The 16564-nt window shown below is 56.5% G+C and carries 22 protein-coding genes; 7 read left to right on the forward strand and 15 right to left on the reverse strand.

Annotated elements, in window-relative coordinates:
* The first annotated feature begins 456 nt into the window (after positions 1-456).
* A complete protein-coding gene (locus tag QWZ14_RS30390; RefSeq protein ID WP_290320820.1) occupies positions 457-1287 on the forward strand; it encodes a replication initiation protein in 831 nt (276 codons plus the stop codon).
* A 94-nt stretch (positions 1288-1381) separates the two neighbouring features.
* On the opposite strand, the gene QWZ14_RS30395 is transcribed toward QWZ14_RS30390, so the two are convergent.
* Positions 1382-1684 carry a hypothetical protein gene (locus QWZ14_RS30395; RefSeq protein ID WP_290320821.1) on the reverse strand — a complete coding sequence of 101 codons (303 nt, stop codon included), beginning with the start codon at positions 1682-1684 and terminating at the stop codon, positions 1382-1384.
* Complete coding sequence (locus tag QWZ14_RS30400) at positions 1681-2343, reverse strand: ParA family protein (protein ID WP_290320822.1); 663 nt, start codon at positions 2341-2343, stop codon at positions 1681-1683. Before QWZ14_RS30400 ends, QWZ14_RS30395 begins: the two co-directional genes overlap by 4 nt.
* A 311-nt stretch (positions 2344-2654) precedes the next feature.
* Here QWZ14_RS30400 and QWZ14_RS30405 point away from each other — a divergent pair, with 311 nt between their 5' ends.
* On the forward strand, positions 2655-3749 hold the full coding sequence (locus QWZ14_RS30405; protein WP_290320823.1) for a HEPN domain-containing protein: 1095 nt from the start codon (positions 2655-2657) through the stop codon (positions 3747-3749).
* Between the two features lie 76 nt (positions 3750-3825).
* On the opposite strand, the gene QWZ14_RS30410 is transcribed toward QWZ14_RS30405, so the two are convergent.
* From QWZ14_RS30410 to QWZ14_RS30420, 3 genes are all read right to left on the reverse strand, one after another.
* Positions 3826-4809: a tyrosine-type recombinase/integrase gene (locus tag QWZ14_RS30410; protein ID WP_290320824.1), complete on the reverse strand. Its 984-nt coding sequence runs from the start codon at positions 4807-4809 to the stop codon at positions 3826-3828.
* Positions 4809-5150 (reverse strand): hypothetical protein, encoded by a 342-nt coding sequence (locus QWZ14_RS30415; RefSeq protein WP_290320825.1) that lies wholly within the window; start codon positions 5148-5150, stop codon positions 4809-4811. Before QWZ14_RS30415 ends, QWZ14_RS30410 begins: the two co-directional genes overlap by 1 nt.
* Positions 5151-5310: 160 nt before the next feature.
* A complete protein-coding gene (locus QWZ14_RS30420) occupies positions 5311-6816 on the reverse strand; it encodes an N-6 DNA methylase (RefSeq protein ID WP_290320826.1) in 1506 nt (501 codons plus the stop codon).
* 72 nt (positions 6817-6888) lie between these two features.
* On the opposite strand from QWZ14_RS30420, the gene QWZ14_RS30425 reads away from it, so the two are divergent.
* Positions 6889-7119 carry a helix-turn-helix domain-containing protein gene (locus tag QWZ14_RS30425; protein WP_290320827.1) on the forward strand — a complete coding sequence of 77 codons (231 nt, stop codon included), beginning with the start codon at positions 6889-6891 and terminating at the stop codon, positions 7117-7119.
* Positions 7109-7747, forward strand: coding sequence for a hypothetical protein (locus QWZ14_RS30430; RefSeq protein ID WP_290320828.1), 639 nt, complete (start codon positions 7109-7111; stop codon positions 7745-7747). The genes QWZ14_RS30425 and QWZ14_RS30430 overlap by 11 nt, the downstream gene beginning before the upstream one ends.
* Positions 7748-7899: 152 nt before the next feature.
* Here QWZ14_RS30430 and QWZ14_RS30435 read toward each other — a convergent pair whose 3' ends face one another.
* Genes QWZ14_RS30435 through QWZ14_RS30445 form a run of 3 tightly spaced genes read right to left on the reverse strand, consistent with a single transcriptional unit; the run spans position 7900 to position 9976 of the window.
* The gene (locus QWZ14_RS30435) at positions 7900-8367 is read right to left on the reverse strand and encodes a hypothetical protein (RefSeq protein ID WP_290320829.1); all 468 of its coding nucleotides are present in this window, start codon (positions 8365-8367) and stop codon (positions 7900-7902) included.
* Positions 8364-9590, reverse strand: a complete 1227-nt coding sequence (locus QWZ14_RS30440; protein WP_290320830.1) for a relaxase/mobilization nuclease domain-containing protein — start codon at positions 9588-9590, stop codon at positions 8364-8366. The genes QWZ14_RS30435 and QWZ14_RS30440 overlap by 4 nt, the downstream gene beginning before the upstream one ends.
* A complete protein-coding gene (locus tag QWZ14_RS30445) occupies positions 9587-9976 on the reverse strand; it encodes a plasmid mobilization protein (protein ID WP_290320831.1) in 390 nt (129 codons plus the stop codon). Before QWZ14_RS30445 ends, QWZ14_RS30440 begins: the two co-directional genes overlap by 4 nt.
* Before the next feature lie 398 nt (positions 9977-10374).
* Between QWZ14_RS30445 and QWZ14_RS30450 the strand changes: the two genes are divergently transcribed.
* Together QWZ14_RS30450 and QWZ14_RS30455 are read left to right on the forward strand one after the other, a co-directional pair.
* Positions 10375-10680 (forward strand): hypothetical protein, encoded by a 306-nt coding sequence (locus QWZ14_RS30450; protein ID WP_290320832.1) that lies wholly within the window; start codon positions 10375-10377, stop codon positions 10678-10680.
* A 115-nt stretch (positions 10681-10795) separates the two neighbouring features.
* On the forward strand, positions 10796-11065 hold the full coding sequence (locus tag QWZ14_RS30455) for a hypothetical protein (protein WP_290320833.1): 270 nt from the start codon (positions 10796-10798) through the stop codon (positions 11063-11065).
* A 122-nt stretch (positions 11066-11187) separates the two neighbouring features.
* Here QWZ14_RS30455 and QWZ14_RS30460 read toward each other — a convergent pair whose 3' ends face one another.
* The 3 genes from QWZ14_RS30460 to QWZ14_RS30470 are packed head-to-tail and all read right to left on the reverse strand — an operon-like array spanning position 11188 to position 13472.
* Complete coding sequence (locus QWZ14_RS30460) at positions 11188-11601, reverse strand: hypothetical protein (protein ID WP_290320834.1); 414 nt, start codon at positions 11599-11601, stop codon at positions 11188-11190.
* Between the two features lie 12 nt (positions 11602-11613).
* A complete protein-coding gene (locus tag QWZ14_RS30465) occupies positions 11614-13095 on the reverse strand; it encodes a type IV secretory system conjugative DNA transfer family protein (RefSeq protein WP_290320835.1) in 1482 nt (493 codons plus the stop codon).
* Positions 13096-13100: 5 nt separating this feature from the next.
* A complete protein-coding gene (locus QWZ14_RS30470) occupies positions 13101-13472 on the reverse strand; it encodes a hypothetical protein (RefSeq protein ID WP_290320836.1) in 372 nt (123 codons plus the stop codon).
* A 45-nt stretch (positions 13473-13517) separates the two neighbouring features.
* Between QWZ14_RS30470 and QWZ14_RS30475 the strand changes: the two genes are divergently transcribed.
* Positions 13518-14072 (forward strand): hypothetical protein, encoded by a 555-nt coding sequence (locus tag QWZ14_RS30475; protein ID WP_290320838.1) that lies wholly within the window; start codon positions 13518-13520, stop codon positions 14070-14072.
* A gap of 13 nt (positions 14073-14085) precedes the next feature.
* Here the strand turns inward: QWZ14_RS30475 and QWZ14_RS30480 are convergent, their stop codons facing one another.
* From QWZ14_RS30480 to QWZ14_RS30495, 4 genes are all read right to left on the reverse strand, one after another.
* Positions 14086-15024, reverse strand: a complete 939-nt coding sequence (locus QWZ14_RS30480; protein WP_290320839.1) for a hypothetical protein — start codon at positions 15022-15024, stop codon at positions 14086-14088.
* 128 nt (positions 15025-15152) lie between these two features.
* A complete protein-coding gene (locus tag QWZ14_RS30485; RefSeq protein WP_290320840.1) occupies positions 15153-15533 on the reverse strand; it encodes a hypothetical protein in 381 nt (126 codons plus the stop codon).
* Positions 15534-15913: 380 nt separating this feature from the next.
* Complete coding sequence (locus QWZ14_RS30490; RefSeq protein ID WP_290320841.1) at positions 15914-16066, reverse strand: CopG family antitoxin; 153 nt, start codon at positions 16064-16066, stop codon at positions 15914-15916.
* 55 nt (positions 16067-16121) lie between these two features.
* Positions 16122-16564: hypothetical protein (locus QWZ14_RS30495; protein ID WP_290320842.1), on the reverse strand; the 443-nt coding region annotated here is incomplete at its 5' end.

The following is a 16564-nucleotide window of genomic DNA, read 5'->3' on the forward strand; positions in this document are numbered from 1 at the left end:
ATGGCGAGCGGGGTTGACCGGAGAGAGGACGGCGGCACCATCTGAGCATGATCGGGCCGATAGGCCCTTACTCAAGATCATGCGCCTACGGCGCATTCCGTTTAGGCGCGTAGCGCCGCCTTTGATGGCGACTTAGCAACTAGCCTTGCGGGAGTTACTCACACCTGTGAATCCGTTCTATAAGTTCTTTATACTTAATTTCTAATTTCAGGGCAGAAATTCCATAGCTTAATCAAGGGCTTACAAATCCTAAGGCTAGGGATTGGGGGCCTAAGGCTAGGGATTGGGGGCACCTAAGGCTAGGGTTCGGGGGCTCTAAGGCTAGAGATTGGGGGTAGGAATGGAGAGGTTATCCACAAGCAAAAAGCTGCTTCTAAGGCTAGGGATTGGGGGCATCATCTTAGGTTAGGCTAGATGTACTTGACTTAGCCTAGCCCTCCTGATTTATCCTAGAGAATGGCTCGGACGATTGTACAGCGTTACAACCTCGAAGGCATCGCCAAAGCGGGCGAGATGATCGAGGTTCGCCAGTCCTCCGCCCTCACTCTCCATGATCGCCGCGTCCTCAACCTTCTCATCCGTCATGCTGGCGACCAGATTGCGGAGGATTGTGAGCATTTGATCCCGATGCGCGAGCTCCGCAGCACTCATAAGGGTGGCGAGCGAGTACGCGATAGCATCGAACGGCTGATGACAACCCTAGTACTCATACCAACCAAGGACAGCAAAGGCCGCAAAGCGACACGACGCACCACGCTACTGGCAGATACCACCACAACTGATGACGAAGATAATCCTCAAGGCGAAGTTCGTTACTCTTTTTCCGCTACCATGCGCGAAATTTTGCGGAAATCTGAATATTGGGGCCGTATCAAGCCGTATGTTATGTTTGCGTTTACTACAAAATATGCGCTGGCACTCTACGAAGCGTTGTGCCTACGACGCAATTTAGCCCGAACCGAAGAAATAATTTCTGTTGAAGATTTCCGGGAAATGCTTGGTGTCAGCATTGATAAGCTGACGACTTACAAAAACCTGAACAGCTGGGCGATTTCTCCAGCAGTTGAAGAAATCAATGCTTTATCCGACTTTACCGTGCGAGTGGAGCCTATCCGTCAGGGAGGGCAACAGCGTGGCATGGTGACGGGCTTTCGAGTGGGCTGGGAGATGAAAGAACCGGAAGAGTGGGAGCGGGTGCTGGCCGAGCTAATGCGTTCCAAGGTAGGCCGCAAAGCGCGGATCAAAGGAACTGTCGAGCGGGTAGCTGCTCCACTTGCGCCTAACTAACTCTTTGACATCTCTCTTTTCATACCCCCCGATCCCTAGCTTTAAAGGGCTTCAAAGCAAATAAATATCCGGTGTTTTCAATTACCGGATATTTCTATTTACCGGATTTGTGAGCGAGATAGAGCGCCCATGCCTCTTCAATGATGATGCCTTGCTGGACACCCCGGCGGCGCGCTTCTGCCGCGATCTCTTCATCGATAGGGGGCAGCACCTTGGCATGCACCTGGCCGGTGCGTGGGCTGGGCGGGCGTCCTGGTCTACCTTTGGGCTCACGGGCAACAAAGCCATGCTGTTCTCCTGCTTTGTCCACTGAGCTGATGGCGGCGGCGGACCCATCCTTGGGCCTGCTACGCAGCTGCTTCACGTCTATAGCAAAGGGCTTGGGCTGGTCGCTCATGAGGCGGTCTCGGTCAGACGTTGATAGATGGCGCGGGCGAAGGCCGACGCATTATCGATGGCACCTTCCATACGGCCTTGGGCGGGCATCGAGCGCAAATCGCCGCCGAACTCGAACAGCGCCGAGAATGCGACACGCTCCATCAAGGCGGGCTGCACGATGTCTACCCCCTGCCCTGCCAGCGAAGCCTCGATAGCGCGGTGCTGCTTCGATTCAATAGTACGGGTCATGGTGAACACCACAGCATGCCGGATGGAACGGCCCAGGGCCTCCTCCTCCTCGGCAATCAGCGCGAGGGTGCGCGCACCGATGGTGGCGTCGAGCGTCGTGGCCCGCATGGGGGTCAGCACCAGGTCGGCTTGGGAGATGGCACGAGAGACTAGGCGCGAAGCAACGCCTTCAAGGTCAACGATGACGATGCCGCCGTCCGCGTCGTGCTTCTGGATGGTGCGTACGATGTCGGATTCGGACACCTCCGACAGGAGAGTCATGCGAGGAGGCAAAGGCCCACGCTCGGCCCACAGGCGGAGGGAGTGGTTGGGATCGCAGTCGAGCATGGTGACCTGCGCACCCGCATGAGCCAGCTCGGTGCCAAGGAGAACAGAGCTGGTAGACTTACCAGACCCACCCTTGGGCGACGCGATGACAACAACCGGCATAGAGCCTCCCACAAATCCGGTAATTCATATTACCCGGTAAGAAAAATTACCGGGTAACTTAATTGAGGTCAAGGCGACACTGTGTTCGCAGGCTGTCTGGCGACTGATGGCGCGTCGCTGATGCCTTCCTGTGCAAGGTAGGGAAGGGGAAAGCACAAAATAAATCGGGTATTTCCATTTACCGGATTTATGCTTTGTCCACTCTTCAACGATGGTTTTAAAGTGAACGTTTGCTGAAATGAACTCCTGCGCTGAGTATCGGTTTGATTTATGTGACTATGAATAACGCCTAACTTGGAGCACGAATTAAAATGTCTCTTAAGCCAGACCCAAGAATACAGAAAGCGGTTATTTCAACCACCAGTCGACTTGTCGGTGAGTTTGAGAATGCTGGTATTTTAATTACCCATGCCTTCCCTGGTATTGGATCACGCGACGGCTGGATACGCATGGAGGAAGGGCCTAATGCTCGGAATGCATACATCGTAAGTTTTGTTACAGAAACTCCGACCGTTGCAGCTGGATGGTTAGTACCTGACTATACGGGCACAGTAGAGCGCTTTTGCCAATATTTAAGCCTTTTATATGGAAAACGTTTTGATAATCACGGGTTAATTGAAACTTCAGGATTGTACAATATACCAGATTTAAGTCACTTTAACTCAATCTGCAATCACACACTCCCTCAAAACAGCTACGCTCCGCGGGCAGATTATTCTATTCCAATGCACCTAGCTGAAATTAGCCGACTTGAGCCTTTGTTTCATGGTGTGGCTTCGGAGAAAGACTCTATTACCAAGTTTAACGCGGCCTGTAAGTTTTATCATCGGGCTTTGCAAGCTGTAGAGCGTGACCCAGAGGTTGCTTATTTGCATTTGATATCCAGCGGAGAAATTCTTTCTCAAGCAGTTGACGTTGATAAAGAAAGTCTGTTGAGTGTGGAATTTAAAAACATTCTGACAAGAATAGAAGATGACCTCGAAGACGGGAAGCGGATAGGTAAAATCTTGCGGCACGAATTACGTGGATTGAAATCTAGGTTTATTGGCGCTTTGGAAAAGCTGACTAGTGACGATTTTTTTGACAAGTCCGAATCAAAAGAAATCTATTTCGGATTAAAGAAAGAAAGATTCAAAGTTGCTTTGGGCGCTGCATACGACCTTAGGAGCAGGTACGTTCACAGTGGCGTTGGATTTGGTAGCTGGGTAGCACCTCGAGGCTCAAATGAAGAAATCCAAGCTGGTGAGCCAGTTCTTGATAGCAAAAAACTTGCGAAAATTCTCTTTGAAGCTCCCACGTACATCGGACTTGAAAGAATAGTAAGGCAGTCATTACTAAGTTTTGCAGGACAGAAGTATGGGCTGGATTTACTAGTTAAGCAGGATATCACACCACCTACATGTTAGGTTTGAATTCTGGCCGAATTACTGGAGTACCCAGGAGCAAGATTGAGGTATCTGAAATACTATTGCTGATACTGTTTCAGAGGACGATCCGCTCGACCTCATCGAGGGATACCTGCTCGCCGCGCCGGTCGTAGAGTTTCGTCGTTCGCGCACTGGCATGACCGGCCATCTGCTGGGCGTGTTCCAGCAGCCCACCATTTTCGAGGTAGGCCGTGATACCGCGCGCCCGCCAACTATGGCAGCCGACCTTGGTTGCCACGCCTGCTGCTTTGGCCCGCCGCTGGATCATGCGGAACACGTCAGGCTGGGTCATGGCCTCGCCAGTTAGGCGACCGCTGCGGCCTTCGACGGTACGGAAGAGGGGGCTGCGCTTGTCTGTCTCAATACCTGCCGCCGCGATGTAGGCGTCCAGGTACTCTTGCAGGCTGTGGTGCACTGGCATCTCATGCCTCTTGCCGCCTTTCTCATGCAGCCGAAGCCACATGCGTCGACCGATGGGGTAGTAGTCCTCCACCCGCATCGCTGTCGCCGCGCTGACACGGGCGAAGGTGTAGAACAACGCGCCAATCACCGCCCGGTCACGCAGGCCGATCAAACTATCCGTCTCAATGCTGGTGAGGAGCGCCTTGGCCTCGTCGCGCGTCGGCATGTGGGTTTTGCCGGTGGTGGCGCTGTGCTTCGGCCCGCGCACCGCTGAGGCAGGGTTGTGGGGCACCACCTGGCCGACCACTAGCCAGTCGAACAGCATACGGATGGCCGCGAGCTGCTGCTTGACGGTGGGGGCCGATAGTTCGCGCCCAATCTGCTCGATGTAGGTCGCCACATGCACAGGCTGGACGGCAGGCAGGGTTAAGCCGTGTTGCTCACACCAAGCGAAGAACGCGGACGACGCGCGGGCATAGGCGGCACGGGTGTTTCGGTTGCGGATATGAGCCGTGAAAAACTCGACGTAGCGGGTCGCGGCGCGCTCACCCTCGGCCATGATGGGGGTGGGCACCACCATATCGCCCAGGCGGACGACCGGGAGAGCAGAAGGGGGAAGGGGAGTGAGCATTTTCATCAAAGCGCCCGGAAGGTGGCCTCAACGGCTGCGACCGGCGTCTGATCGTCAAAGCTGTGAAGCGCAGGCCCGGACTGGGTCCGATCTCTGATCTCAATCTTCAATGTCTCATGGTTGTAGGCGAAGGCGTAACGCTTCCCGCCGATCTTCACCCACAGAACGTTCGCAAGCCCACCGGCATACTGCTTGATCTCGACCGATCCAGGTTCGCCGCGCCAGATGATGGCTCCTAGCAACGCGAGGGCGATTCCCTTCACCTGACCGGCGTGGTGGTCAGCACGCCCCATTACCCCGTCAGCGTACCGATGCAGCACGTCTACGTCGTTCGCAGTGATTGCCATAAGCTCAACCTGTGTCATGTATGATAAAGGACGTTATCATACACTAATTGAAAGCGCAACAAATGGGCGTTTCTCGATCTTGCAATAGATGTATTATTGTAATTAGTTCGCGTTAATTAAGCCTTTCTCGTTTCTAATATTTTCGGCTTTAAAGCACGCCTTAAGAAAGACGTGTGGGATCTTGATCAAAAGCCGTTAGCAGTTCCCGCACGTTGTACGACAGCGAAAGATCATGCTCTATTGTTTGATCGATTTCTGCTTTGATTCCCGAAACATCAGCTCCCGCTTGTGCAAGCTCAAACCCACGCCGCCCTAAACACAGCAAAGTGTTTTCGGCCTGATTCGAAAATACAGGCACGGGAATACGCGCTGCATATCCTGCTGTAATCATGTTACTTCTAATAAGTACACCTCTGACGAGGTAAAGACAAAGTTTGCTGTTGAGATAGCTAAGCAAGCTCCACATCCGATCGTCATTTATAATAACGTTTGGATTAACCCCGCAGAGTGTATTGGGAGGTCTAATTGCTGCCCCAAATTTTACGCCCATGGAAGAACAAGAAAGACCTCCCAAAGTTAGAAGGTTTTTATTTCTAATCATGAAATTCGAAACCGTACGTCCTACCTCTTCATAATTATCGCAAAGAAATCCATCTGGTTGAGCAAAAAAACGCCTACTGGCCGGATTTTTGTAAAAAGGAATGCGATAGCCATCTTCTGATTTCCGCCTAATATAGGTTGCGTCGCTCCCTGTCGATATTCCAGTTATACAAGGTGCAATATCGGACAAACGTCGGCCAGAAAACAGTTTTGCTATTTCATCGGAAACGCCCACAATGAACTCCGCATTGTCGCGCTCGTGCCGAAGCGTCACATCATCAAGAAACTGGTCATGAAAATCTTTTTTGAAAAGTGCGTTACGAAATTCTGAAACTGTGGCTACCCTGTTACTAGTACGAATAACACCCTGACCATCTTTCTTTTTTTCTAAAACTAACAAACATGTCCTGACATCGGCGTTCTGATCTTTGAACAAAGATGTCGGACAAAGATGTAAATCGTGAATTACGCAATTTTGCAAAATGTATCGACGTAACTCTTGATGGCCAACGGCAGTAAGAAAAGAATCGTGTGTTACAAGACCTATTACAGCGCTGTCAGTTGCGTACTCAATGATCGCCCGAACGAACAGAGAATACATGTTTAATGCAGTTGCTTTACCAAATCGTTCAACCAGCTTTACCTTATTTTTCCGTATGTAATCTGTCTCGTGGCAATTGTAAGGAGGATTTGCCACCACTAAATCAAAAGATGGACGCTTTACATCATGAAATAAAGACAGCCCTTCTGATGCGCCTACTATTTCGAGGAAATCAGCTACTTCAAACTTAGCGCATCCCACAGGGGACCGGTCAATTATGTCATAGCCAGTTACGTGAAGGCCCGCTTCTCCAAAAGTGCCGATTAGCTCGCCACGTCCCACGCAAGGGTCGAGAACTGTCTTTGCCTCTGGACAAAGATCTAACATTCGACGAGCAAGAAAATCGGCTACAAACTTTGGAGTTGCATAGTATCCAGATTCGCGCCGATCTTCTTCTTCGAAAGAAGCAATAATCTTAGGCCGCCGTCCCATATCAACCCCCGCCTTGATGACAATAAGTATCATATTCCGCCTTGAAGTCAAGGGGCGATACTCATAGTCCGTGGACTCATCGTCACCACAGTGTTTTCATATCGTATGGATGACGGCAATACCATAAGGCAGCGCTTTGGCAGCCGCGTAAAGGACGCGCGCAAAGCAAAAAGGCTGTCTCAGGAGGGTTTTGCTGACCTATGCGGCCTTGACCGAACATACGTGGGCGGCGTCGAGCGTGGAGAACGTAATATTAGCCTCGAAAATATTCAAAAAATCGCTGATGCACTTGGCCTTCCCATAGCTGAACTTTTTAGGTTTCCTGATGCTGAGTGAGATCGAAGATGCTGAGCTACATCGTAGACAGCTTGAAGAAGCACTGAGAACGCTAATTCGTGATATTGGCGAAGTGCCAATTGGCGTGCCAGGCCAATTCCCATATGGATGGCGGAAAGCAGGCAAAGGCCGAACTGTATGGCGCATACTTGAGGAGCTAATTTCTCAGAATCTCGAAAAGCACGCCAAGCGCTTGCACTTACACGACTTTAAACCTGCAGATTCGGAAGTAGGAGTGTATGATTTTTCATTCCGATTTGATGACTCGAAGCCAATATTCGTCAACATAAAATCGGCCGTCCGAGGAAGAACGCCCAGCAAAGACGACATTTCGAAAGCTGATAAACTAATAACTTTCTTTGAAAATACTCCAGAATTAACTTTGTTTATAGCAACAATTGAAATTGATTTTCACGTTAATCCGCTCAGGATTGAGTTAGTTAATTGTTATGTTGTGCCAACTGCGTGGCTTCCAGATTTGTATGTTAATCCCAGCAACAACGCGAATCTTCAATCTTCTAAATACAAAGATATTGGCTCGGCAATACGGCGGACCAGAAAAGAATTTCTCGAGTTGTTAAGAGAAAAACTTGCTGAAGCGCGCATAAAGCGGATGAATAAAACCTAACTAACTTTATACAAAGGCGCCTATAACGCCAGTAATTCTGCTGCTTCGACCCGCGAAAACTCCTGCTCTCCGACATAGCGCATCCTGGCTGCTGGTGAAGCAGCCAGGATGCGGAAGGCGAGGCGAGGGGGAAACGCCGATAGGACGGCGGACTATTTCACCAGGCGCGGCGATTGCGCTGCCGCGCGCTCCTCCGCATCCTGCACCTCTAGCCGGTCAATCTGCGTGGTGGTGTCGGCGCTGACCGGCTGCTTGCCGTCATGCTCCCGAACCTCGGCCAGCGTGCCGCGCACCAGGGCCGCGTGCAGGATAGTCAGCCCTCGGCCCTGCATCACCACGGCCAAGCCGTCAGCGGTGAAGCTCATAAACTCCTCGCCGTTCCGGCGCTGCCATTTCGGATGACGCAGGGCGTGGTACTGGAAGCCGTGGCGGGTGCCGTCATTCTCGATCAGCGTAAAGCCCAGCTGCGGGCGGGCTCGGATGATATAAGGCCGGTAGGCGTCCGGCTCCGCCGCCTCGGCCAATAGCTCGGACTGGACGGCGCTGGCATCCTCGGCTGCCTTACCGGCTACCGGGTCATTCTTCCGGCCCAGGATGGCGTCAATCGCGTTCACGCTCATAGCTGCGGCTCCATGCCCTGGCTCGGCTCTGACGGCTGTTCCGGCGCGGGCTCGCTGCCTCGGCGGAACCAGCTACCGTAGTAGTCCTGCACCTGCTGGCCCCATCCGGCCACATGCTCGCGCACGGTGCCGCACCAGGCGCGGAACCGCTCGAACCTGCCGCCGCCGGTACGCTCCTCCTCGGTGGCACGCGCGCCATCCTCGGCAGCCTCCTGATGCGTCTCGGCCATCACCGCATCGAAAGCCGACGCCGGGGCAGGGGCCGCGCTTGGTTCGGCCTGGGCGGCGCTAATTGCGTTGCTGGGGCGATCTTGCTTCGTTTCACCCATGATGGCCGCAAAGGCGTCTACGGGCTCGACAGGGGGCGTCTGCGCGGCGGGGGCGCTGCTGTCTTGCGGCTGCTCCTCCTGCCGCTGGCGGGCCAGTTCCCGGCCTTCCTCGACGCTCGGCAATGCCGTCGCGTCGATGTCGGCCATCCGGGCGCGCACCTCGGCCGCCTTGATGCCGGAAAGCCGCCGCCCCAGCGAATGTTCATCCCCGGCAGCATCCACCACAACAAAGTCGCGCCGGTCGCCGCGAGCGAGAATGTAGCCGCGCTCCTCCAAGGCAGCGGCGAAGGCCGGGCCGCTATCCGAATGCTGCCAAAGCTCGGTCAGCTCGGCCTTCATCGCCTTAGGATCGATCTTGCTTTCCGCCGCCCGGAAGCTCTCCCAATCCTGCATATTGGGTTCCGGCCTGGGCGTGGTGTCTTTGTCGCGGGTGAGGGCGCGCACCGTCGCCTCGTGGCCGAACGCCTCCTCCAGGCTAGCCGCTACCTCCTCATGCGTCCGGTAATTATGGCTGTCGGAAATCGCCGTGTTGGTGTCGGAGTCAATGCGGCCCCAGATGACATGCCGATGGGTGCGGCCTTCCTTTTCATGCTCGACGATGAAACGGGGCTGCCCCTCCAGCTGCAAGGCACCTTCCAGCGCATCCACCGCCTGCGCCCATTGCTCTGGCGTCAGCTGCTCGTCGGCGCGGGTGTTGAGGTTGGCATGGTAGAAGTAGTTTTTGCACTGCGTGCCTGCCGCCAGCTCCTTCATCTCGCGGAAGGCGGTCGGCACATCATCGGCATAGGCTAGGCCGCGCATATCCACCACGGCCACGCGCTCGTTCTGGTCGGCACGCATTAAATGCCGGGAGAAGAATGCGCCATTGCTACGGCTCGAACCATTGATAATCACGCGCCTTTCCCTCGCAACGTGGCGGAGATGGAAAGCGCTGCCTCCCGTATTTCCGCCAGGGTTGTGGTTATGTCGTACGCCAAAGGCCGGTCGGTATTCAGCGCGCGGGCGATCTGGTTGACGTTGCTGCCCACCTTGCCGAGCTGGCCTAGCAACTGCGCCAGGGCCGCACGCTCGACGGGCGGACGGCGCACCGCACGCGGCCCGGCAGAGCCTAGGCATTGGTGGCGCATATAGGCGCTAACGGTCATGCCTGCGCGCTCCGCCAGCTCGTCCAGCTGGGCGCGCTCGGCAGGGGTCAGGCGCATCCAGGCAAGGTCGGCGCGCTGCCGCTTCTCGCTGCCACTTCGCGCCTTGCGTGTGGGGGAAGAGGGCGCGCTATCCATGCCGCCACCCCCTAAAGCGTGGTGTCGGGCGCAAGAGCCTGACGCTGGTGTCGAGAGGAGCCAGGCTCCTTCGGGTCGGTTCACCGGACAAGCGGTGACGGCATCCAACCTGCGGAAGGGTGGTCAGGGTCGTAGGGGCAGGAACGCTCCTCGTCGTGGTGTGCAGAGGGGGACGAAAACCCCTTGCCCTGGGAGGATGCAACGGAGGGCGCGGAGCGGTCCTCCTTGCCAAGGCGTGTGGCCAAACTGCGCAGGCCCGAAGGGCGCTGCGCGGTTTGACCGCACATGCCTTGCCAATCTCACTAACGGGCGCAAAATACTCAAACATTCGGTAGATCATTGACGGTTGGGATACGGCGAACATAGTACGAAGTTACAACCGATGGAAGGCCGATAGGATGGCTAAACCCGCATCCACTGAACGCAAGAAGCCGGGCCGCAAAAGCGAGACCCCAGCTCAACGGTTGGAACGCCTAGAGCGCGACATTGCCGCCGCCCGCCAGGCCGTCGCCGATGCAGAGCAACGCAAGCTCGCCACCATTGGCGCGGCGGTACTAGCCGAAGCTGGGGATAATCCCTCGTTCATGGATGAGTTGCAGCGCCTCCTTCGTGCGCGTGTCTCAACCAAAGCGGGCAAGGCTGATATCGCCTCGATCCTCGCCCATCCATCCACCAACACGGAACCGGCTGCGCCGGTCAGCTGAAAATCGCGGCGCGCTTCGCGCGCGGCCAAGGGGCCTCATTACCGGCCCCTTACGCCGAGCAAAGCCCGGCTATCCCCGCTAGGATATTTGACCAACAATGATGGGGAGTAGGGTGATGATTCCAAACTACTCAGTGCGGGTTTTACCCGAAGGTGGCGTCGCCTATGAAGGCATGTCACGGGAGGCGTTCGCCTGCTTCTTCCGCTGTGAAATGGCGTGGTGGCATTTTCGCCTGGCGCGCAAGATTGCGGATTTTGGCCGCATGGTGAAGGCAGAGCTACACGCACGCCATGCGGGCGATGAACTTACTCCCCTGTTGCAGGCGGATGGATGGAACGAGACGCAGATTGCGACGCTGCTGCGTCGTCACAGGTCGGACCGCTGAAGCCAATTGGCCGAACGAAAACGGTCTGATAGCATCGCAGGGCGGTACAGCCAGGGATGGCGATGACCGTCAACAGTGATGTTGGAAAGGCCGCCCGGCATCTACCAGCTGGGCGGCCTTTCTCATGTCCGCCGTCGTGGCAATGACGGAACCACGATCCGCACCACGGCGGACGTGATGTCTTTCTTAGGCGCTTCCAAACGGCGTTGCGGCCACAAGGGGCGCATAGCCAGGGGAAAGGCGCTCAAGGTCAACGACATGATCTTGGACAGGATGACATAGGCGACGATCAGCACCGCCACGACCACGAATAGCACCACGTCCAGCACCTCGCTTTCCGGCTCTAGACCAGGGTCAGCAAGGCGAAGCTGCGCGGTGATGGCGGCATGCCAGACGGGCCGCATGACCAGTGCCAGCGCCACCAGGCCAACAGGGACGATGAACCGCGATCCGGGCTTGCCGATGAAGCGAAGCAGACCAATGCATTTGTAGAGAGCGAGGCGAACGAAATACCAAAAGACGCGCAACAGGAACACGGGCGACATCCTCTATCGCTGGCTAAACTCGGCCTGTATCCAGTGTCGCCCGGTGCGCTTCCAGTTACGGTTTCCCCGCACTACAATCGCGTCCACCTTGTAATTATTTTCCTTCGTGCCGGTGCGCAGCTTGGTCGCAAAATGATCAGGCGGTATCTCAAAATCCTTATAGCCGCTTGAGGATTGGCCCCGCGTGTTGGTTTTACTGGTATTGCCGGATGAGCCGCCGTGTCCCTCCTGCTGGCTTCCTCCGCCTCCAGTGGTTTCAGTGGTGCTGGTTGTCTCGCCAAAATGGAACATTTCGATTTTTGATATCAGCTCACTGGCTGCCAGATTTGTCGGGTACGAAAGATTGGCGTGCCATATCCGGGTACCAAACTTTCCGAGCAAACTATCAGCGTCTTTCTCACCCATCTTGGCGTAGAAGGTCGGCTGATCCTGGGTGATGAATACCGGGCAGACTTTAGCGCTCCGAGCCATCGCTAACAGGTCGCCGTCATAGCTGGATAAGAAGTTTTGGCATTCGTCGATATACAGCATGACGGGCCGTGTTTCGGGTGTGATGGGCCTATTCTGCATCGCCACACCAAACAGGTATTTAAACAGCGATTGCGCGACGGCACCCATCGCCCCGTAACGCACAGTCGGCAGGTCGAGAATGATCAGCTTCCCGTCACGGCATGCCATGGGGGTGATAGTGGTATCTTTGCAAAAAAGCTCGTTCAGCTTGCCAGTAAGGAAGGGATAAATCAGGGCGGTAAGCGTGGATGCAATAGAGGAGCGCGGGCGGTTATCGAGGTTGGGCACCTCGGTCAAAAAGAAAATGCCGTGATCATTGATCACGCGCAGGGCGTAGCGGCCCGCCTCGCTATTCTCCTTTGATTTTTGCGCCACTTTCATGTGCACCTGCGCACAATAGCTACGCTGCCAATCGGCGCTTTTTAGCTCTTCCTTGTTGTTCGGAAGCGTGGCGATGAACTGGTTAAGGTCGGACAGTCTGATTGATCCTTCCGCGACCAGTAGAAGCGGAAAGGCGTTCGTGAGCCACTTCATGGCGTTATCAACGAAATAGGTGTTCTCGCCTCCATCGCTTGCAGATTTGTCCGAGGCCACGCGCGCCGCTTCGGACATGCGCCGCATCACCTCCACAATGTTATTTTCAAACCCCTCCCCGCCCAACTCAGCAGCGGCAAAGTCGAGGATATTGAACCGCTCCTGAGCGGTGGCGTCGATCACCACGATATCCGAGGCACGGCCTGCGGCTTCTATCTCGGCCTTGAGAAGGCCCGCTTCTTCAAGCTTGGCACAGAGATAGACTGCGCCGAATCCCGCCTTTAAGGCGGCATTTCGCAGGTAGCGGGCGCTTGCTGAACTTTTCCCACTACCAGGCGCGCCCTGAATACAAACCGCCTCACAAAAGGCCCGCGTATCCCAAACCTGGCCGTCGAAATCGAGCAATGGGGTGTCTAGGGAGGCGTGGAACGGGCTGGCCATAACGGCTAGTCGCCGGGCGTCATGTCGTTGCCCTGGCTGGGCGGCTCGATCTTTGGGGCCTCGATGGTGGGCGCTTGCACCTGGACGGCTCCTCCAGGCGTCAGGTCGGGGCCGTTTGGCGGCTCGCCGGGGCCGATGGGTGGCGCGTCGCCATTGCCCCACACGCTGCCGTAGAAGGCGGCATGATCGTGTTGCGGGGGTGCGTTGGTTGAGCTGCCCTCGCCTGCGAAGGCATCTGGTGCAGGCTGCTCCGGCTTCATGCCAGGCACCTCGGCTTCCGTCAGGTTGCCGGTCGTCTGCCGCCCGAAAAATACCTGCTCGTAGGTATGCCGAACGTCATCGTTAACGTTGGCGTATCCTTTCCAGAAGCCGGACATGCTGCTTACCTCCTGGGGTCACGGTGACGGTGGAAAGCGAGACGAATGGACAGCAGCGGCGATGCCTGGACGTTCAGCATCGACAAGAACCTCCCAGGCAAGGTGCTGGATGTCATCCTCGCCTTGTTCCGCCCCATGTTCAACTTCATCTCGGAGGTGTCGGGCGCGTCCTGGCTCGGCGCGGCCATCATCTTCTCCATCTTCTTCGCGGTGTTCCTGATCCGCACCGGCGCACGCTCCGGGATCAGCAACATGGGGGTCTTTGCCGGAGCCCTCGAACACTACGCCTCGTGGGGCTTGCTCGGCTCCGGCGCTTTCCTTGCGCTGCTCGCCCTGGAATGGATCTTCATGCCGGTGTGGACGGTCTTCTTTGCCGCCCTGGTCAATTCGGTGACGGGGGGTGAGCCGGGGCTGCTGCAGTGGCTGGCCTTCCTCGCCTCCCCTACCCCACAGCGGATGGCGTTCCTGAACGACATGAGCGCGTTCTACAGTGCGGGGCATACCGTGCTGCCGCTAGGCTTCCGGGGCGGCGTGATGATCGCCGTGGCTTTCGGCACGATGTGGCTGGTGGCGCGTGGCATGGGGCGGCTACGCGCCTAGCCTGGCCGAACCATCAACCGGGCTCCAGGCAATCAGAGAGCTGCCGCGCGCGGCATAGCGGCAGGATGCGCTGCGCCAGCTCCGACATCTTCACCAGGTCAGGATAGGCAGTTCTGGTGAAGGCGAGCTTTTCCTCGATGGTCGCTGTCTCGAACAGTCGTTGAGCGAAGCCGGGGGCAAGGAAACCCTCAAGCAAACGCGGGTTGAGCTGGTCGCCCTGTAAGAGTGGCGGAAGGGCTGGTACATCACGTGCTCGGTATAGGTTTGAACGGAAATTCGAACCTATCCAGGCATAGGAAACGAGCACAGGAAGTGGAAACGTCTGTGCCGTAGTGGGCTGGTCCATCCGGTAAAGCAGGGCGACGTTTAGCAGGCGGTCATGAATAGGGTCACTACTGACGCCAAATGAATTAACCATATAGACGGCGCAGGCAATGATGTTGCGGCGGCGGCGCTGATCGCGGTTCAACAAGTCGCTTGTTGTGGCTGGATCGCTGCAAGGGCGACGGGTTGCGGTTTCCTCAGGGGTGATGCCGGTTGTTCGGTAGTAAGACGCATTTTGAGCAAATTCTTTCAGCCTGAGCATTAATTCACCGGCTGGGTTAACTGTTTGATTAAATGCGACCAGGTTACTGTTAGCCAGCGCGTTGAAACTGCTTACCAGCTGCGCATGTTCGCGTGCAGTGGCCTGCAGGGTGCGCTGCTGTGCCTGTTCGCGCTCCTCGGCCATACGCCGCTGGGCGGCCTCCTCGGCAGCGCGGCGCTGTGCTGCGCTGCGCGCCTGCACTTGAGCAGGCGCACGGCCCATCGCTTCCAGGTGATGGCGCGTCATCGCCTCACGGATCGGCGCATAGGTCGGCATCCAGGGTATCAGCAGCGTCAGACCGGCCAGCACGGCGGTCGCTGTCAGCATCCGCTTAGGTGTCAGGTGATAGCGCAGCTCCTGGAACATGGGAGGGGCATCCAGCAAGGCGGTTTTCAGGCTCGTACAGCAATGAAACCGTGTCCGCCCTTCCCTGCCAACCCCGCAACGCCTTTCAGGCGCTCCGCTGGCCTCCTATGGCTTGGTTCACGCCTCATTCATCCTTCGTCGTCATCTGGCGGCATATTCCAAGCTGGTTTTGCCCGGCCAGGCGCACGGGTCATGCGGCCTTCCTCGTCGTAGTAGATCATCGGGCCGCAGATATGTCGCAAGCGGCGCTCGGCCTCCTCCAGATCGGCATGCTGGGAAATCGGCAGCCATTCCGTCGCGCCCTCCGGGAAGAGGTGCTCCCAGTATTGGTAGTGCTTCTGGCACAGGCTGACCGTGCCGTTGATCTCGAACTGAATCCGGTAGGGAGGCGCAGCCCGGTAGAAGCGACGTGCTTCCAGCCGGTGCGCGCGGCCTTCGTCCGCGCAAGGCTTCGCGTCCTGATCGGCACGCGCTTTGCGGTCGAAATACCCGTCCGGTTCCCACGGCATGGTTTTGTTCTCCCTGTCGGTTGCGACAAGGCTAAGCGCACGGATTCCGCTGTCCAATGGACAGCCTGCTGCCGATATGAAGCCGCGCTTGGGTCCATCGTTCGAGGTGTTGCCCGCGACGTGGAACGGCAGCGGCGATGGTAGAATGTGCATGGGTGGGCCGAGAATGGCCCGCTAACACATGAAGGGGAACGGCGATGACGGAGCGGGGCAAACAGGCACTGACCGCCATACTGGCGGCGGCAGACATGTACCTAAAGACGATGCCTCGCCATCACCCTGACGGAACGCCGAGGTCGCCGGAGGATATGAAAAGCGAGGTGAAGGGGTGGCTTCAGCTGGTTCTGGAATGTCCACCCCGCCCGACTCATTGACGGCTCTCAATCCCGAGCTGGTTGCTGCCGGTCAGTAGTTTCCTCAAACTCAAACCGCACCGGCTTGAGCGCCGTCAGGTCGCACTCGCTCACATCGACGGTTTCGATGAAGCGCTCTGCCGCTTCGTCGCTGTCAAATGTCGGGATAGGCGTTTTCATAGCACTCGATCTCTTCGCCGTGGATGCAGCAGGCGTTGAAGCCTTCTGTGGCTTCTCAATGCTCAGGATCGTGTAAACCCAACCGGGTTTCGATACGGTCTAGCCGCTCCTTCACGCCGTCAATCTCGTCGCGGAAGGTCAGTAGGCCACGCTCAATCGAGGTCAGGCGCTGCCCGTGCAGCTTCTGCTCGTCCTTGATCGCTCCGGTATCGGCGCGAATGTGGCGTAGGTGTTCTAAAACCAGGTTGAAATCATCAGCCATAAAATCCTCTTCTACGATTCTACCATAAACAAAACAAAAATCACTTAAACCATCTTCCTTTGTTCGATCAGAACAAACAGGCCCTTCCTTCGTCCCGACCATGCGAACCGTAAGGGCGTCGTCCGCAACGCAGGTCAAACCCCTGGCCGCAGGCCAGCCGCGTAGCGGCGCGGAGCCACGCACAGCCCCTCTTGGGGCGAGCATGGCGAGCGGGGTTGACCGGAGAGAGGACGGCG

The organism is Paeniroseomonas aquatica (assembly GCF_030409335.1).
Classification (GTDB): Bacteria; Pseudomonadota; Alphaproteobacteria; order Acetobacterales; family Acetobacteraceae; genus Belnapia; species Belnapia aquatica.

Bases quoted from the DNA above. Each gene is read 5' to 3' on its own strand.
- QWZ14_RS30425 (WP_290320827.1), top strand. From the start codon at position 6,889: ATGGATGACGGCAATACCATAAGGCAGCGCTTTGGCAGCCGCGTAAAG.
- QWZ14_RS30420 (WP_290320826.1), bottom strand. From the start codon at position 6,816: ATGATACTTATTGTCATCAAGGCGGGGGTTGATATGGGACGGCGGCCT.
- QWZ14_RS30435 (WP_290320829.1), bottom strand. From the start codon at position 8,367: ATGAGCGTGAACGCGATTGACGCCATCCTGGGCCGGAAGAATGACCCG.
- QWZ14_RS30475 (WP_290320838.1), top strand. From the start codon at position 13,518: ATGGACAGCAGCGGCGATGCCTGGACGTTCAGCATCGACAAGAACCTC.
- QWZ14_RS30480 (WP_290320839.1), bottom strand. From the start codon at position 15,024: ATGTTCCAGGAGCTGCGCTATCACCTGACACCTAAGCGGATGCTGACA.
- QWZ14_RS30405 (WP_290320823.1), top strand. From the start codon at position 2,655: ATGTCTCTTAAGCCAGACCCAAGAATACAGAAAGCGGTTATTTCAACC.
- QWZ14_RS30430 (WP_290320828.1), top strand. From the start codon at position 7,109: ATGCTGAGTGAGATCGAAGATGCTGAGCTACATCGTAGACAGCTTGAA.
- QWZ14_RS30485 (WP_290320840.1), bottom strand. From the start codon at position 15,533: ATGCCGTGGGAACCGGACGGGTATTTCGACCGCAAAGCGCGTGCCGAT.
- QWZ14_RS30410 (WP_290320824.1), bottom strand. From the start codon at position 4,809: ATGAAAATGCTCACTCCCCTTCCCCCTTCTGCTCTCCCGGTCGTCCGC.
- QWZ14_RS30395 (WP_290320821.1), bottom strand. From the start codon at position 1,684: ATGAGCGACCAGCCCAAGCCCTTTGCTATAGACGTGAAGCAGCTGCGT.
- QWZ14_RS30490 (WP_290320841.1), bottom strand. From the start codon at position 16,066: ATGAAAACGCCTATCCCGACATTTGACAGCGACGAAGCGGCAGAGCGC.
- QWZ14_RS30445 (WP_290320831.1), bottom strand. From the start codon at position 9,976: ATGGATAGCGCGCCCTCTTCCCCCACACGCAAGGCGCGAAGTGGCAGC.
- QWZ14_RS30415 (WP_290320825.1), bottom strand. From the start codon at position 5,150: ATGGCAATCACTGCGAACGACGTAGACGTGCTGCATCGGTACGCTGAC.
- QWZ14_RS30455 (WP_290320833.1), top strand. From the start codon at position 10,796: ATGATTCCAAACTACTCAGTGCGGGTTTTACCCGAAGGTGGCGTCGCC.
- QWZ14_RS30390 (WP_290320820.1), top strand. From the start codon at position 457: ATGGCTCGGACGATTGTACAGCGTTACAACCTCGAAGGCATCGCCAAA.
- QWZ14_RS30450 (WP_290320832.1), top strand. From the start codon at position 10,375: ATGGCTAAACCCGCATCCACTGAACGCAAGAAGCCGGGCCGCAAAAGC.
- QWZ14_RS30465 (WP_290320835.1), bottom strand. From the start codon at position 13,095: ATGGCCAGCCCGTTCCACGCCTCCCTAGACACCCCATTGCTCGATTTC.
- QWZ14_RS30400 (WP_290320822.1), bottom strand. From the start codon at position 2,343: ATGCCGGTTGTTGTCATCGCGTCGCCCAAGGGTGGGTCTGGTAAGTCT.
- QWZ14_RS30470 (WP_290320836.1), bottom strand. From the start codon at position 13,472: ATGTCCGGCTTCTGGAAAGGATACGCCAACGTTAACGATGACGTTCGG.